Raw genomic sequence first — 14,066 nt, 5'->3', positions numbered from 1 at the left:
CGCCTTATCGCGCCCGGGAACCGGCGATTGTGCAGCAACGCTTGAAATAGCCTTGCGGTTTCTTCGCCTGCCCATCGCCGCCGGGCCGGGCCAAGATGGGGCCAAGGCATGGGAGGAAGCGATGAAGGCGGAAGACGGCGACAGGGATGCGATGCGGGCCTTTCTGATGGACCTGCTGCTCAGCACGCCGCTGTTGCGGCCCGGACGCGAGCAGGAGACCGCGCGCGCCTATCAGGACCGGGCGGCGGTGGTGCATCCCGAGGTGGCGGGCGTTCTGCGCGAGGCCGCCTATCGCATCCTGCACGGCTGAGGCGACAGGAAAGGCCGGCGCGCCGTCTCCAGCACGCCGGCCCGGGGCCTTGGTCCTGGCGCCTTCAGTCGGCGCTGGCCTCGTTCAGTTGCAGGCCGGCGGGGGCCGGATGCAGGTCGCGGACCGGGCGGGCCGCGCCGGTAGCCTCGCCGTTCAGGGCGCGGTCGAACTGCTCGCGGTCCAGGGCGCCTTCCCAGCGGCTGACGACGACGGTGGCGACGGCATTGCCGATGAAATTGGTGATCGAGCGGCATTCCGACATGAAGCGGTCCACGCCCAGGATCAGCGCCATGCCGGCGACCGGCACCGTCGGCACCACCGACAGCGTCGCGGCCAAGGTGATGAAGCCCGCCCCGGTGACGCCCGCCGCGCCCTTCGAGGACAGCATGGCGACCAGCAGCAGCAGCACCTGCTGTTGCAGCGACAGGTCGGTGTTGGTGGCCTGGGCGATGAACAGCGCCGCCAGCGTCATGTAGATGTTGGTGCCGTCCAGGTTGAAGCTGTAGCCGGTCGGCACGACCAGGCCGACGACCGAGCGCTTGCAGCCCGCCTTCTCCATCTTCTCCATCAGCGAAGGCAGCGCCGATTCCGACGACGAGGTGCCCAGCACCAGCAGCAGCTCGGTCTTGAGATAGGAGATCAGCCGGAAGATCGAGAAGCCGTTCAGCAGGCAGACCGTGCCCAGGATCACCACGATGAACAGCGCCGCGGTCAGGTAGAAGGTGCCGACCAGCGTCGCCAGGTTCACCACCGAGGCGATGCCGTATTTGCCGATGGTGAAGGCGAAGGCCCCGAAGGCGCCGATGGGCGCGGCCTTCATCAGGATGTCCACCATGCGGAACACGGCATGGCTGATCGCCTCGAACAGCGCCACGACCGGCTTGCCCTTGTCGCCGATCAGGATCAGGCCGATGCCGAACAGGATGGCGATGAACAGCACCTGCAGGATGTTGCCCTCGACGAAGGCCGAGGTCATCGTGGTCGGGATGATGTCCATGACGAAGCCGGTCAGCGAGGTCTCATGCGCCTTGGCGGCATAGTCGGCGACCTTGCTGGCATCCAGCGAAGCCGGGTCGATGTTCATGCCGGCGCCGGGCTGGATGACGTTCGCCGTGATCAGCCCGACGATCAGCGCCAGCGTCGAGAAGGTCAGGAAATAGCCGAAGGCCTTGCCGACGACCGAGCCCACGCCCTTCAGCGTGCCCATGCCAGCAAGGCCGGTGACGATGGTCAGAAAGATGACCGGGGCGATGATCATCTTGACCAGCTTGATGAAGGCGTCGCCCAGGGGCTTCAGCGCCTCGCCGGTCTGGGGATAGAAATGGCCGATCAGCGCGCCGGCGGCGATGGCGATCAGCACCTGGAAATACAGGTGGCGATAGAACGGGCGCGGCGCGTGAACGGCCGGCGCTGCCGAGGTGTCGATTTGCATGGGGCCTCCTCCGACCTGCGAATGACGGGTATGTGACAGCCATGATAAAGCGGCGGGCGGTGGCGCCCAAAAGCCGGGCGCATGACAGCAATGCGTTGGAATCATGGGTTTTTGCTGGGGCCCGGGGTCGCAATCTGTGTGGTTTTCCGCACAGCCCCGCCGTGCTAGTGTGGGATTCCACACAGGGCCGGGAGGAAAGGCAGGCATGGCTGATTCGGCGCGGATGCGGCGGCTGGCGCTGGTGCTTGCCATTCTGGCGGGGGCACTGGCGGTTCTGGCGCTGACCTTCGTCACGGTGCGCGACGATGCGCTGCGCGAGTTGCACCAGCAGCTCGAGGTGACGGCGCGCAGCCGGGTGCAGGCGCTGGAAAGCGTGCTCGCCAAGCAGCGCGCGGTGGCGGTGGTGCTGGCCGACGACAGCCTGATGCGGGACGCCCTGGCGGCGCCGGGCGCCGGGACCGTGGCGCGCGCCTCGCGCAAGCTGGAGCGGCTGCGCGCCGATACCGACAGCGCGGTGATCTATCTCCTGGACCGCGAGGGGCTGGCCATCGCCGCCTCGAACTGGGACGAGCCGGCCAGTTTCGTCGGCTCGAACTACGGCTTTCGCGACTATTTCAGCCAGGCCCTGCTGCGGGGCGAGGCGACGCAATTCGCGCTTGGCACGGTCAGCAAGCGGCCGGGCCTGTATCTGTCCCACGACGTCCTGGTGAACGGCCGGCCGAGCGGCGTGGTGGTGGTCAAGGTCGAGTTCGACCGCACCGAGCAGAACTGGGCCCAGGCCGGCGAGAGGATCATGGTCACCGACGCGGCCGGGCAGGTGATCCTGTCCAGCCGACCCGCGCTGCGCTTCGGCCCGCTGCCGGCCCAGGCGGCGGGCGAGGTCGGGGCCGAGCTGCCGGTGCCGGGGGCGGATTGGCGGCTGGTGATCCGCGCGCCCTCGGCCCCGGCCGCGCAGGCGGCGGCGCTGGCGACCGGCACGGTGGGATTCCTTTTGTCGCTGCTGCTGGGCGCCGGCATCTGGGCCGCGCGCGCCCGCACCCGCGCCGCCCGCCGCGCCGAGGCCGAGCGGCGTTACCGCGCCGACCTGGAGCGCGCCGTGGACGAACGCACCCGCGACCTGACCGCCGAGATGCGCGAGCGCCGCGCCGCCGAGCAGCGGCTGGCCCAGTTGCAGGGCGAGATGGTCCAGGCCAACAAGCTGGCGACGCTGGGCCAGATCACCGCCGGCGTCGCGCATGAGGTGAACACGCCGCTCGCCACCATCCGCCTTCTGGCCGAGAACGGCCGCCAGATGCTGCCCGAGGGCGCGGCGCCGGATGTGGCGGGCAACCTGGACCAGATCCTGCGCATGTCCGACCGCATCGCCCAGATCACCACCGAGCTGCGCGGCTTTGCCCGCAAGGCCACCGGCGAGCTTGGGCCGGTGGCGCTGAAGGACGCGCTGGACGCCGCGCTGCTGCTGGTCGCCAGCCGCCGCCGGGCCGAGGGCATTCGCATGGTGCTGCCGCAGATCCCGCCCGGCCTGACCGTGCGGGCCGAGCGCGTGCGGCTGGAGCAGATCCTGGTGAACCTGATCCAGAACGCGCAAGAGGCGCTCTCGGGCCGCCCGGACGGCGAATTGCGCATCGACCTGGATCAGCAGCCCGACCGCGTGCGGCTGACCATCCGCGACAACGGGCCGGGGCTGGCGCCCGGCATCGCCGCGACGCTCTTCACGCCCTTCGCCACCTCGAAACCCAGCGGGCTGGGGCTGGGGCTGGTGATCTCGCGCGAGATCGCCCGCGATTTCGGCGGCGAACTGACCGCCGCGCCCTCCGCGCCGGGGCAGGGCGCCAGCTTCCACCTGGACCTGCCGAGGCTGCCATGACCGAGGTCCCGCTTGTCCGCCTGGTCGACGACGACCCCGACCTCTTGGCCGCGCAGGCGCAGGCGCTGAAGCTGGCCGGCTTCCGGGCCGAGACCTTCGACGACCCGGTCGCGGCGCTGCACGGCCTTGGTCCCGACTGGCCCGGCGTGGTGCTGTCGGACGTGCGCATGCCGGGGCTGGACGGCTTCCAGCTGTTCGAGCGCATCCATGCGCTGGACCCGGAACTGCCGGTGATCCTGCTGACCGGGCATGGCGACGTGCCGATGGCGGTCGCGGCGCTGAAGCAGGGCGTCTATGATTTCCTGACCAAGCCGATCGGCGGCGGCCCGCTGGCGGCGGCGCTGGCGCGGGCGGCCTCGGCCCGGGCGCTGGTGCTGGAAAACCGCGCCCTGCGCGCCCGCCCGCCCGAAGAGCCCGCGACCGAGATCGGCCTGTCCGGCGCCTCGCCGGTCATGGTCCATCTGCGCGACAGCATCGCGCGGCTGGCCGAGCGGGGCGGCGACGTGCTGATCGTCGGGCCGCAGGGCTCGGGCAAGCGCACGGCGGCGCGGGCGATCCACCGGCAAAGCCCGCGCCGCGCCCGCGCCTTCACCCGCATCTCCTGCGCGGCGCTGGACGAGGCGCGGTTCGAGGCCGAGTTCATCGGCCAGGAACCCGCCGGCTCGCGCCAGCCGCGCCAGCCCGGCAAGCTGGAAAAGACCCATCGTGGCACGCTGTTCCTCGATGAGATCGAGGCGCTGGCCCCGGCTCTGCAGGCCCGCTTGCAGGCGATCCTCGACGCGGGCGAGATCTGGCCTGCCGGCGCCGCCGCGCCGCGCCCGCTGGACCTGCGGCTGATCGCCTCGACCAGGGCCGACCTGGGCCAGATGGTCGAGGCCGGCACGTTTCGCGGCGATCTCTACTATCGCATCTCGGCCGCGACGCTGCAGATGCCGGCGCTGGCGCAGCGGCGCGAGGACGTGGCGGCGCTGTTCCGGCAGTTCCTGTTGCAGGCCTGCCAGCGGCTGAACCTGCCGGTGGCGCCGGTGACGGGCGCGGTCAAGGCGCGGCTCGCGGGCTATGGCTGGCCGGGCAATCTCAGCGAATTGCAGCAATTCGCCGAAAGCCACGCGCTGGGGCTGTCCGCCTTCGACGGCGCGGGGGGCGATGCCGAGCCGCCGGGCCTGGCCGAGCTGGTCGCCGATTACGAGGCCGAGCTGATCCGCGACGCGCTGCGCATGGCCGAGGGCAACGCGACCCAGGCGATGGCGCGGCTGAAACTGCCGCGCAAGACCTTCTATGACAAGCTGACCCGGCACGGCATCCGGCCGGCCGATTTCCGCGCCGCCAGCGGCTGGGAAAAATGACCAGCCCCACGGATTGCTCCGCGGGGCTGGTCAATGCGCCTGTGTCCAGACCGGACGAACTCGAGACCATGAAACGGGAAAGGCAAGCACCGCCTTCTCCTCTGGCGGGTATCGCATCGGGCAGCGCCCGCGAAAATGGCCGTGTTTGCCTAGGCAGTATTGCCTGGGGCGCCGCTGCAACGCCGCCGTGGCAAAAATGCCGGCCCGGCTGTTGCCGGGCGGGCTTCGGTTGTATGGAACACCGGCGCGGCGCCTTGCCGCGTTCCGGGATTCGGGGGCCCTTGGGCATGATCAGGACGCTCAGCGCGGGCGGCGGTCCGGCAACGGGCGGGCCGCGATGAAGAAATCGCTGGGCGCATCGCTGGCGCTGGGACTGGCGGGGCTGCAATTCCTCGCCATCCTGCTGGTGGTGTTTTCGTCCTATCTGACCTCCGAGCGGGCGCTGATCCGCCATGCCCGCGACCTTTTGCGCGACGTCGGCATCAACACCATCGAGCATTCGCGCGGCTTTCTCAGCCCGGCGCAGGGCGCGGCGGAACTGGCGGCGCAGCTGGCGCAGAACAGCGTCATCGCCAGCGAGGACACGCCGCTGCTCGAGCAGCTCCTGTTCCAGCAGCTGAAGATCGCGCCGCAATTCGCCGGGCTCTATTACGGGCGCGAGGACGGCAGCTTCGTCTATGTCATGCGCACCCCCGGCGCGCGCGGCGATTTCCGCAGCAAGATCGTCTCGATCCGCGACGGCCAGCGCCGGGTCGAATTCATCTGGCGCGACCACGACTTCACCCCGGTCGCGCGCAGCGAGGATCCCGCCGACCGCTATGACCCGCGCGATCGGCCCTGGTATGTCAAGGCCAAGGCCGAGCGCGCGACGATCTGGACCGACCCCTATATCTTCTTCTCGTCGCACCAGCCGGGGATCACGCTGGCGGCGCCGGTGCAGCAGCCGGACGGCGGGCTGCGCGGCGTGGTGGGCGTCGACATCGAGATCAGCATGATCTCGGAATTCCTGGCGCGGCTGAACATCGGCCAGCACGGCCGGGCGCTGATCATCAACCGCAACGGCGACGTGATCGCCCATCCCGACAGCAGCCTGATCCGGGCGCGCAACGCCGATGGCAGCCTGCGCTTCGCCGCCATCAGCGAGATCGGCGACCCGATCGCCCGCGCCGCCTTCGGCCCCGCCGCGCTGGCCGGCGCCCTGCCGGTGGCGCAGGAGACGCCGGGCGAGTTCCTGCACGACGGCGCCTCCTATGTCTCGACCATCATGCCGGTCATCAGCGACACGCTGCCCTGGACCATCGCGGTCTATGCGCCCGAGGACGATTTCACCGGCGCGTTGAAGCGCAACCGCACGCTGAACATCTGGCTGGCGGCGCTGGTCGCGGGGCTGACCGGGCTTCTGGGGCTGGCGCTGGCCGACGCGATCTATCGCCCGGTGCGGGCCTTTGCCGTGCGCACCGCGCTGGTCTCGCAGGGCGAGCTGGACCCGGACGCGCCGCTGCCCAGAACCTACAAGGAGCTGGAGCGTGCCAATGACGCGCTGGTCCAGCAGATCGTGGCGCGGCGCAAGACCGAGCGCGAATACGGCCAGACCTTCGATATGTCCTCGCGCGGGATGGCGCAGATCGCGCCCGACAGCGGCCGCTTCATCCGCGTGAACGCCAGCATCTGCCACATCACCGGCTACAGCGCGGCGGAACTGTCGCGCATGCGGCTGTCGGACCTGGTCCACCCCGAGGACCCGACCTTCGTCGGCGCCTTCTTCCACAGCCCGGCCGGCGATTTCTCGGTCAACCGCGAGATGCGCTGCATCCGCAAGGACGGCAGCACCATCTGGATCACCCTGAACGAGATCCTGATCCGCGACGAACATGGCAAGCCGCTGCATTCGGTGCTGACCATGGACGACATCACCCAGGGCAAGCGCGCCGAGGCGCAGATCGTGCAGCTGAACCGCGACCTGTCGCACCTGGCGCGCGGCAATACTATGGGCGAGATGGCCGCGGGCCTGGCGCATGAGCTGAACCAGCCGCTGGCCGCCATTGCCCAGAACGCCGATACCGCGCTGCTGATCCTGGACCAGATGGCGGCCAAGGACCCCGAGCTGCGCGACGTCCTGATCGAGATCGAGGGCCAGTCGCTGCGCGCGGGCGAGATCATCCGCGCGCTGCGCAGCTTCATCAGCAAGGACGAGGGCGCCGCCACCAGCTTCGACCTGGCCGACCTGGTGCAGCAGACCCTGCACCTGATCCAGGCCGAGGCCGCCGAGGCGCGGGTTCTGGTGCAGATCGATCTGGCCCCCGGCCTGCCGCCGGTGCGCGCCAACCGCGTGCAGATCGCCCAGGTCATCGTCAACCTGCTGCGCAATGCCATCGAGGCGCTGGCCGACCATCCCGCCACCGACCGCCGCGTCCTGCTGGCCGCCCGGCGCGACGACGGGCAGGTGCGCATCAGCATCGAGGACACCGGCCCCGGCATCGCCCCCGGCATCAGCCTGTTCTCGCAGTTCGAGACCAGCAAGCCCGGCGGCATGGGCCTTGGCCTGTCGATCTGCCGCTCGATGCTGGCCGCGAACGGCGGTGCGCTGTGGCACGAAAGCCGGCCGAGCGGCGGCGCGCGCTTCGTCTTTACCCTGCCCGTCAGCCGGAAGGTGGCGTGATGGACAGGCCCTCCCCCGGTATCCCGTTCTTGCAGGCAGGCCCGCCATGACCGATTCCCCGCTGACCGTCTTTCTGATCGACGACGACGAGGGCATCCGCCGCTCCTTGCAGCGGGCGCTGGAAAAGCGCGGCTATACGGTCGAGAGCCATGCCTCGGCCGCGTCGTTCCTCGCGGCCTATGACCCGGCGCGGCAGGGCTGCCTGCTGCTCGATTACGGCATGCCGGGAATGAACGGGCTGGAGCTGCAACGGCACCTGAACCTGCTTGGCGCGACCATTCCGGTGATCTTCATCACCGGCCATGGCGGGGTGCCGGAATCGGTGCAGGCGATCAAGGCCGGCGCCGTCGATTTCCTGGAAAAGCCGTTTCGCCAGGCGCATCTGGTCGAGCGCATCGAGACCGCCTTTGCCGTCGCCCGCGAAAGGCTGGACCTGCACGAGCAGGACCGCCGCCTGCGCGCCCGGTTCCAGAGCCTGACCGCGCGCGAGCTCGAGATCGTGCAGCGCATGATCGCCCGCCCCTCCGAGATCTCCAGCAAGGAACTGGCGGCGGCCTTGGGCATCAGCCCGCGCACGGTCGATCACCACCGCGCCCGCATCCTGGAAAAGATGAACGTGAAATCCGTGGCCGAACTGATCGCGCTGGCGACGCGCTGAACCTGGCCCCGGCCCGGCGCCCGGCGGATCAGCCCTCCAGCCCGTCCTGCACCCGGTTCCAGGCCTGGTCCATGTGCTCGCCGATGATGGCGGCCAGCCGGTCGGGATCGCGCGCCTCCAGCGCGGCGATCATCTCCTCGTGCTCGGCCACGGCGCCGGCCCATTTCTGCGGCCCCTCGTGGCCGATGAAGCGGATGCGCTTCAGCCGGGTCTGCAAGAGCTGGTGCACGTCGGCCAGCGCGGCATTGTCCGCCAGCGCCACGATGGCGCTGTGGATGGCCTGGTTCAGCTTGTAATAGGCCAGCCGGTCGCCGCGCTGGTAGCAGCCGATCATCTGGTCGTGCAGCGCCCGCACATGGGCGATGCCCGCGTCGCTGGCGGTGGCGCAGGCGGTGCGGCCGGCGTGCTGTTCCAGGGTGCGGATCACGTCGATCATGTCGCGCACCTCCTTGGCGGTGAATTTCTTCACCACGGCGCCGCGGCTGGGGATCAGCTCGATCAGCCCCTCGCTGGCCAGGAACTTGATCGCCTCGCGCAGGGGGGTGCGCGACACGCCCAGGAAGGCGCCGACCTGGCCTTCGTTGATGCGCGTGCCCGGCGCCAAGTCGCCCTCGATGATCATGTCGCGCAGGCGGGTCAGGATGGCATCGTGCAGCGAATGCCGCTCGATCCGGTTCGGGGTCTCGGGCAATCCGGCGCTGCGGATGCGGGATTCCTCCACGATGGCTCTCCTTGCTAGCTTTCGTCATGGCTACGCATGGCCGGGGCGCGAGTCAATGACGTGCTCTGAATGCTGCATACAAAATAATTGCTGCATGCCCCGCCATGCGCTAGGACAGGCGCAAGGGGATGATTCGAAAGGGGGGAGACATGGCGCAGCATGCCAAGGCCGCCGGCTGGACGGCGGAAAGCTGGCCGATCGCGGCGGCGATGATCCCGTTCCCGGCGGTGCTGCCGGACGGGCGGGCGATGCAGGACGGCGGGCCCGAGCTTTGGGCCGGACCGCTGGGCCAGGTGGCCGCCGCCGGCTTCGATGCGGTGGACCCGACCGATTCCTGGCTGCGGGTCGCCGACCTGGACCCGGCACGCCGGGCGGATTTCGCGGCGCTGTGCCGCGAGCTGGGGCTGGCGGTGCCGGCGATCTCGACCTCGCGGCGCAGCCTGATCGACGCCCGGCACGGCGCCGACTACCTCGCCTATGGCCATCGCGTCATCGACTGCGCGGCGGAACTCGGCGCGGGCCATGTCAGCTTCGGCTTCTTCGAGCCGCTGACCCCGGCGCAGCAGCAGGCGCTGTGGTTCTGGACCGAGGACGGGCCGCGCAACCCCGACGATCCGGCGGTCTGGCGCCTGGCGGTCGAGCGCGTGCGCGACCTGGCCGGCCATGCCGCGGCATGCGGCGTCAGCATCGCGCTGGAGATGTACGAGGACACCTATCTGGGCACCGCGCGCGATGCCGTGCGCTTCGTGACCGAGGTGGACCATCCCGCCGTCCGGCTGAACATCGACATCGGCAACCTGGTCCGCCTGCACCGCCCGGTCGAGCCCTGGGCCGAGATGATCCAGGCCTGCGCGCCCTTTGCCGGCTATTGGCACGTCAAGAACTATTACCGGATGGAGGACAGCCGCAGCGGGCTAGTGATGACCCATCCCGCGCCGCTGCTGGGCGGCACGATCAACTGGCGCGCGGCCATCGGGACGGCGCTGGATCTTGGCTTTGCGGCGCCCTTCCTGTGCGAACATTACGGCGGCGATGGCCTGGGCGTCTGCGCGCAGAACCGCGACTATATCCGCAGCATCCTTGCCGGCAGGAGGAACCATGACCAGGCTGTTTGACGATCCCGAGGAATTCGCCGCCACCGCGCTTGCGGGCTTCTGCGCCGCGAACCGCGACCGCGTGCGCCCGGTGCCGCATGGCGCCCTGCGCGCCGCGCCCGGCCCCCGCGGCAAGGTGGCGCTGCTGGTCGGCGGCGGCTCGGGCCATTATCCGGCCTTCCTGGGCTATGTCGGCGCGGGTCTGGCCGATGCGGCGGTGGCGGGCGATGTCTTCGCCTCGCCCTCGACCAGCGCGGTGGCCGGGGTGGCGCGGGCGGCGCATCGCGGCGGTGGCGTGATCCTGGGCTTCGGCAATTACGCCGGCGACGTGCTGAACTTCGGCGCCGCGGCCGAGCGGCTGCGGGCCGAGGGCATCGACGCCCGTATCCTGGCCGTGACCGACGACGTGGCCAGCGCCGGCCCGGCCGAACGTGCGAAGCGCCGCGGCGTGGCGGGCGATCTGCTGGTCTTCAAGATCGCCGGCGCTGCCGCCGAAGCGGGGCTCGACATCGACGCGGTCGAGGCGGTGGCGCAGCGCGCCAATGCCGCCGCGGTTTCCTTCGGGGTCGCCTTCGACGGCTGCACCCTGCCGGGCCAGGCCGCGCCGCTGTTCCGGGTTGCCGAGGGCGGCGTCGCCCTGGGCCTGGGCATCCATGGCGAGCCGGGCATCCGCGAAGAACCGATGAAACCCGCCGCCGAGCTCGCCCGCATGCTGCTGGCGCCGCTGCTGGCCGAACGGCCGCAGGGCCATGCCGGCCGCGTCGCCGTGGTGCTGAACGGGCTCGGCTGCACCAAATACGAAGAGCTTTTCGTGCTTTGGCACCACATCTCGCGCCAGCTTCAGGCCGAGGGGCTGGAGGTGGTCGATCCCGAGGTCGGCGAATTCGTCACCAGCCTCGACATGGCCGGCTGTTCGCTGTCGATCCTGTGGCTGGACGAAGAACTCGAGGCGTTCTGGCGCGCCCCGGCCGATGCCCCGGCCTTCCGCAAGGGCAATGTCGCGCCGGGCGAGGCCGTCGCCGAGGATGCCGCGCCGCAGGTCGCGCCGGCGCCGGGCATCGCGCCCGGCTCGGCCGAGTCGCAAAAGGCCGGCGCCTGCATCGCCGGGCTTCTGGGCCGGCTGGCGCAGGCCCTGGCCGAGGCCGAGGAGATGCTGGGCCAGATCGATGCCCAGGCCGGTGACGGCGACCACGGGCAGGGCATGGCGCGCGGCTCCAAGGCCGCCGCGGCCGCTGCCGCCGAGGCGGCGCAGGCCGGGGCCGGGGCCGCGACGGTGCTGGGGCTGGCAGGGGATGCCTGGGCGGATCGCGCCGGCGGCACCTCGGGCGCGCTCTGGGGCGTGGCCCTGCGCGGCTGGGGCGCGGCGCTGACCGATGCCGAGCCGGCCTCGGCCGCGCGGATCGCCGAGGGGGCGCAGGCCGGCCTCGACGCGGTGCTGCGGCTGGGCGGCGCCCGGCCCGGCGACAAGACGCTGGTCGATGCCTTCCTGCCCTTCGTCCAGACGCTGCGCGCGGCGGTCGATGCCGGCGCGCCCCTGGCCGACGCCTGGCAGCGCGCCGCCGACAGCGCCACCCAGGCGGCCGATGCCACGGCGCAACTGCTGCCGAAACTGGGCCGCGCCCGCCCATTGGCCGAGCGCAGCCTGGGCCATCCCGATGCCGGTGCCATCTCGCTGGCGCTTTGCGCGCGGGTCGTGGCCGAGGGGCTGCGCGAGGCCTGATCCGCTTCCTGCCGGACGGCTCGACGGCGCCGGGGCGACACCGGCGCCGTTTCCATTCGCCCGGCGGCACGACGTGGAAGAAACCCGTGGACAGGGTGCAAAATGCTGTATACAGAATTCTAAATGTAAGCCGAGGGGGAGATTCGGACATGCGGATGGCACTGGCAATCGGGGATGCGGGCGGCGTCGGGCCGGAACTGGGCGCGAAGCTTCTGGCGCATCCTCAGATGCAGGACCGCGACATCGTGGTCGTCGGTGACGCGCGGGTGCTGCGCATGGGGGCCGAACATGCCGGCGTGGCGCTGGACCTGCCGGTGCTGGCGGCCGATGCGCTGCAAGCCGAACTGCCCGCCGGCCGCGTCATCGTCGACCTGGCGAACTGCCCGGTCGAGGGGCGCAGCCTGGGCGCCTCGTCGCCGGAAAACGGCGCGGCCTCGCTGCAGAACTTCGCCGCCGTCTTGCGGCTGGCGCAATCGGGCCTGGCCGATGCGGTGATGTTCACCCCCTTCAACAAGCATTCGATGCGGCTGGCGCGCCCGGCCTATGTCGACGAGATCGGCTTCATCGACGCCACGCTGGGCGCCGCCCGCAGCGGGCGCGAGTTCAACGTGCTGGACGAGGTCTGGAACGCCCGCGTCACCTCGCATATCCCGCTGCGCGAGGTCGCCTCGCGCCTGTCGGTCGAGCGTATCCTGGACAGCATCCGCCTGACCGTCGAGGTCATGGAGGGCGCGGGCAAGGCCGCGCCACGCATCGGCGTCGCGGCGCTGAACCCGCATGCCGGCGACGGCCGCAACTTCGGCGACGAGGACGACGACATCATCGCCCCCGCCGTGGCCCGGGCCGCGGCCGAGGGGATCCGGGTCTCGGGGCCGATCCCGTCGGACACGGTCTTCGTGCGGGCGACGCGCGGCGAATTCGACGCCGTGCTGACCATGTATCACGACCAGGGCCAGATCGCGATGAAGCTGATGGGCTTCGACCGCGGCGTGACGCTGATCGCGGGCTACGGCTTCCCGATCGTCACCCCGGCGCATGGCACCGCCTTCGACATCGCGGGGCAAGGGAAGGCCGACCTGGGCGCGACGCTGGCCGCCGCCCGGCTGGGCTTCGACCTGGCGAAACTGAACCCGCCCCGGCAGGGGCAGGCCGCCCTGTCTGCGGACTGGGCCACCGAAGCCGTGGGAGAAGCGGCGCGCGTTGCCGGCTGAGGAGCCCGGCGCAAAGATCTGTGGAGGAGGAACGACCATGAACCATCTCAAGACCGGAGCCATCGCGGCGCTGGCGCTGGCAGCTGCCTTGCCCGCAAGCGCCGAATGGGCGCCCGAGCGGCCGCAGGAATTCGTCGTCGCCTCGGGCGCCGGCGGCGGCACCGACAATTTCGCCCGCACCATCCAGGCGATCCTGACCCGCGACAAGCTGGTCGACGCGCCCATCGTGGTGCTGAACAAGGGCGCCGGCTCGGGCGCCGAGGCGTTCCTTTACGCCAAGCAGAACGCCGCCGACCCGAACAAGGTGATCTTCGGCACCAACAACGTCTATCTGCTGCCGCATATCGCCAAGCTGGCCTACAAGGCCGAGGACCTGCAGCCGGTGGCCGCGCTGGCGATGGACGAGTTCGTGGTCTGGGTCAAGGCCGACGCGCCCTATCAGACCGTGCTGGACCTGGTCGAGGCCGCCAAGGCCGAGCCCGGCAAGATCCCCTTCGGCGGCAGCCAGTCCAAGGACACCGACGAGACCCTGGTCGCGCTGATCGAGCAGACCACCGGCGCCGATTTCAAATATGTGCCCTTCAACGGCGGCGGCGAGGTCGGCGTGCAGCTGGCCGGCGGCCATGTCGCCGCCAATGTCAACAACCCGAACGAGAACCTGGGCCAGTGGCAGGCCGGCGCGGTGCGCCCGCTCTGCGTCTTCTCGCCGACCCGCATGGCTGAAAGCGAGGCGATCCACGACGGCAAGGGCTGGCAGGACATCCCGACCTGCAAGGAGCAGGGCCTGGCCATCGACAGCTACCAGATGCCGCGCACGGTCTGGCTACCGGCCGGCGTGCCGGAAGAGGCCGTCGCCTTCTATCGCGACGCGCTGAAGAAGGTGGCCGAGTCGCAGGACTGGAAGGACTACCTGGCCAAGACCTCGCAGACCGGCGCCTATCTGACCGGCGAGGAACTGTCTAAGTTCATCGCCGACAGCGAGACCCGCACGGTCGAGGTCTTCAAGACCGAGGGCTGGTCCAAGGAGTGACAGGCTGACGCGGGCGCC

At 70.5% G+C, this 14,066-nt stretch carries 11 protein-coding genes; 9 read left to right on the top strand and 2 right to left on the bottom strand.

Features of this window, described 5'->3' with window-relative positions; translation table 11 throughout:
• Positions 1-121: 121 nt before the first annotated feature.
• Positions 122-310, top strand: a complete 189-nt coding sequence (locus PARN5_RS0120050; protein WP_157404110.1) for a hypothetical protein — start codon at positions 122-124, stop codon at positions 308-310.
• Positions 311-374: 64 nt separating this feature from the next.
• On the opposite strand, the gene PARN5_RS0120045 is transcribed toward PARN5_RS0120050, so the two are convergent.
• Positions 375-1,742 carry a dicarboxylate/amino acid:cation symporter gene (locus PARN5_RS0120045; RefSeq protein WP_018001559.1) on the bottom strand — a complete coding sequence of 456 codons (1,368 nt, stop codon included), beginning with the start codon at positions 1,740-1,742 and terminating at the stop codon, positions 375-377.
• Positions 1,743-1,947: 205 nt separating this feature from the next.
• Here PARN5_RS0120045 and PARN5_RS0120040 point away from each other — a divergent pair, with 205 nt between their 5' ends.
• The 4 genes from PARN5_RS0120040 (at position 1,948) to PARN5_RS0120025 (ending at position 8,272) form a co-directional block, all read left to right on the top strand.
• Complete coding sequence (locus tag PARN5_RS0120040; RefSeq protein WP_018001558.1) at positions 1,948-3,609, top strand: ATP-binding protein; 1,662 nt, start codon at positions 1,948-1,950, stop codon at positions 3,607-3,609.
• Positions 3,606-4,955, top strand: a complete 1,350-nt coding sequence (locus PARN5_RS0120035; RefSeq protein ID WP_018001557.1) for a sigma-54 dependent transcriptional regulator — start codon at positions 3,606-3,608, stop codon at positions 4,953-4,955. The genes PARN5_RS0120040 and PARN5_RS0120035 overlap by 4 nt, the downstream gene beginning before the upstream one ends.
• 337 nt (positions 4,956-5,292) lie before the next feature.
• Positions 5,293-7,614, top strand: a complete 2,322-nt coding sequence (locus PARN5_RS0120030) for a cache domain-containing protein (RefSeq protein WP_018001556.1) — start codon at positions 5,293-5,295, stop codon at positions 7,612-7,614.
• Positions 7,615-7,660: 46 nt separating this feature from the next.
• Positions 7,661-8,272: a response regulator gene (locus PARN5_RS0120025; protein WP_018001555.1), complete on the top strand. Its 612-nt coding sequence runs from the start codon at positions 7,661-7,663 to the stop codon at positions 8,270-8,272.
• A gap of 28 nt (positions 8,273-8,300) precedes the next feature.
• On the opposite strand, the gene PARN5_RS0120020 is transcribed toward PARN5_RS0120025, so the two are convergent.
• Positions 8,301-8,993, bottom strand: a complete 693-nt coding sequence (locus PARN5_RS0120020) for a GntR family transcriptional regulator (protein WP_018001554.1) — start codon at positions 8,991-8,993, stop codon at positions 8,301-8,303.
• A 149-nt stretch (positions 8,994-9,142) separates the two neighbouring features.
• Between PARN5_RS0120020 and PARN5_RS0120015 the strand changes: the two genes are divergently transcribed.
• From PARN5_RS0120015 to PARN5_RS0120000, 4 genes are all read left to right on the top strand, one after another.
• Positions 9,143-10,108, top strand: a complete 966-nt coding sequence (locus tag PARN5_RS0120015) for a sugar phosphate isomerase/epimerase family protein (RefSeq protein ID WP_018001553.1) — start codon at positions 9,143-9,145, stop codon at positions 10,106-10,108.
• A complete protein-coding gene (locus PARN5_RS0120010) occupies positions 10,092-11,807 on the top strand; it encodes a dihydroxyacetone kinase family protein (RefSeq protein ID WP_018001552.1) in 1,716 nt (571 codons plus the stop codon). Before PARN5_RS0120015 ends, PARN5_RS0120010 begins: the two co-directional genes overlap by 17 nt.
• 155 nt (positions 11,808-11,962) lie before the next feature.
• On the top strand, positions 11,963-13,018 hold the full coding sequence (locus PARN5_RS0120005; RefSeq protein WP_198289637.1) for a 4-hydroxythreonine-4-phosphate dehydrogenase PdxA: 1,056 nt from the start codon (positions 11,963-11,965) through the stop codon (positions 13,016-13,018).
• Between the two features lie 37 nt (positions 13,019-13,055).
• Entirely contained in the window at positions 13,056-14,048 is a 993-nt protein-coding gene (locus tag PARN5_RS0120000) for a tripartite tricarboxylate transporter substrate binding protein (RefSeq protein ID WP_018001550.1), read from the top strand.
• Positions 14,049-14,066 lie beyond the last annotated feature (18 nt).

It is taken from the genome of Paracoccus sp. N5 (assembly GCF_000371965.1).
In the GTDB taxonomy this organism is placed as follows: Bacteria; Pseudomonadota; Alphaproteobacteria; order Rhodobacterales; family Rhodobacteraceae; genus Paracoccus.
Note: the sequence above shows the minus strand (reverse complement) of the source record. Positions and strands in the feature narration are given on the sequence as shown.

What these genes read in the sequence shown, in the direction of transcription:
- PARN5_RS0120050 (WP_157404110.1), top strand. Translation starts at nt 122, where the DNA reads ATGAAGGCGGAAGACGGCGACAGGGATGCGATGCGGGCCTTTCTGATG.
- PARN5_RS0120045 (WP_018001559.1), bottom strand. Translation starts at nt 1,742, where the DNA reads ATGCAAATCGACACCTCGGCAGCGCCGGCCGTTCACGCGCCGCGCCCG.
- PARN5_RS0120040 (WP_018001558.1), top strand. Translation starts at nt 1,948, where the DNA reads ATGGCTGATTCGGCGCGGATGCGGCGGCTGGCGCTGGTGCTTGCCATT.
- PARN5_RS0120035 (WP_018001557.1), top strand. Translation starts at nt 3,606, where the DNA reads ATGACCGAGGTCCCGCTTGTCCGCCTGGTCGACGACGACCCCGACCTC.
- PARN5_RS0120030 (WP_018001556.1), top strand. Translation starts at nt 5,293, where the DNA reads ATGAAGAAATCGCTGGGCGCATCGCTGGCGCTGGGACTGGCGGGGCTG.
- PARN5_RS0120025 (WP_018001555.1), top strand. Translation starts at nt 7,661, where the DNA reads ATGACCGATTCCCCGCTGACCGTCTTTCTGATCGACGACGACGAGGGC.
- PARN5_RS0120015 (WP_018001553.1), top strand. Translation starts at nt 9,143, where the DNA reads ATGGCGCAGCATGCCAAGGCCGCCGGCTGGACGGCGGAAAGCTGGCCG.
- PARN5_RS0120010 (WP_018001552.1), top strand. Translation starts at nt 10,092, where the DNA reads ATGACCAGGCTGTTTGACGATCCCGAGGAATTCGCCGCCACCGCGCTT.
- PARN5_RS0120005 (WP_198289637.1), top strand. Translation starts at nt 11,963, where the DNA reads ATGGCACTGGCAATCGGGGATGCGGGCGGCGTCGGGCCGGAACTGGGC.
- PARN5_RS0120000 (WP_018001550.1), top strand. Translation starts at nt 13,056, where the DNA reads ATGAACCATCTCAAGACCGGAGCCATCGCGGCGCTGGCGCTGGCAGCT.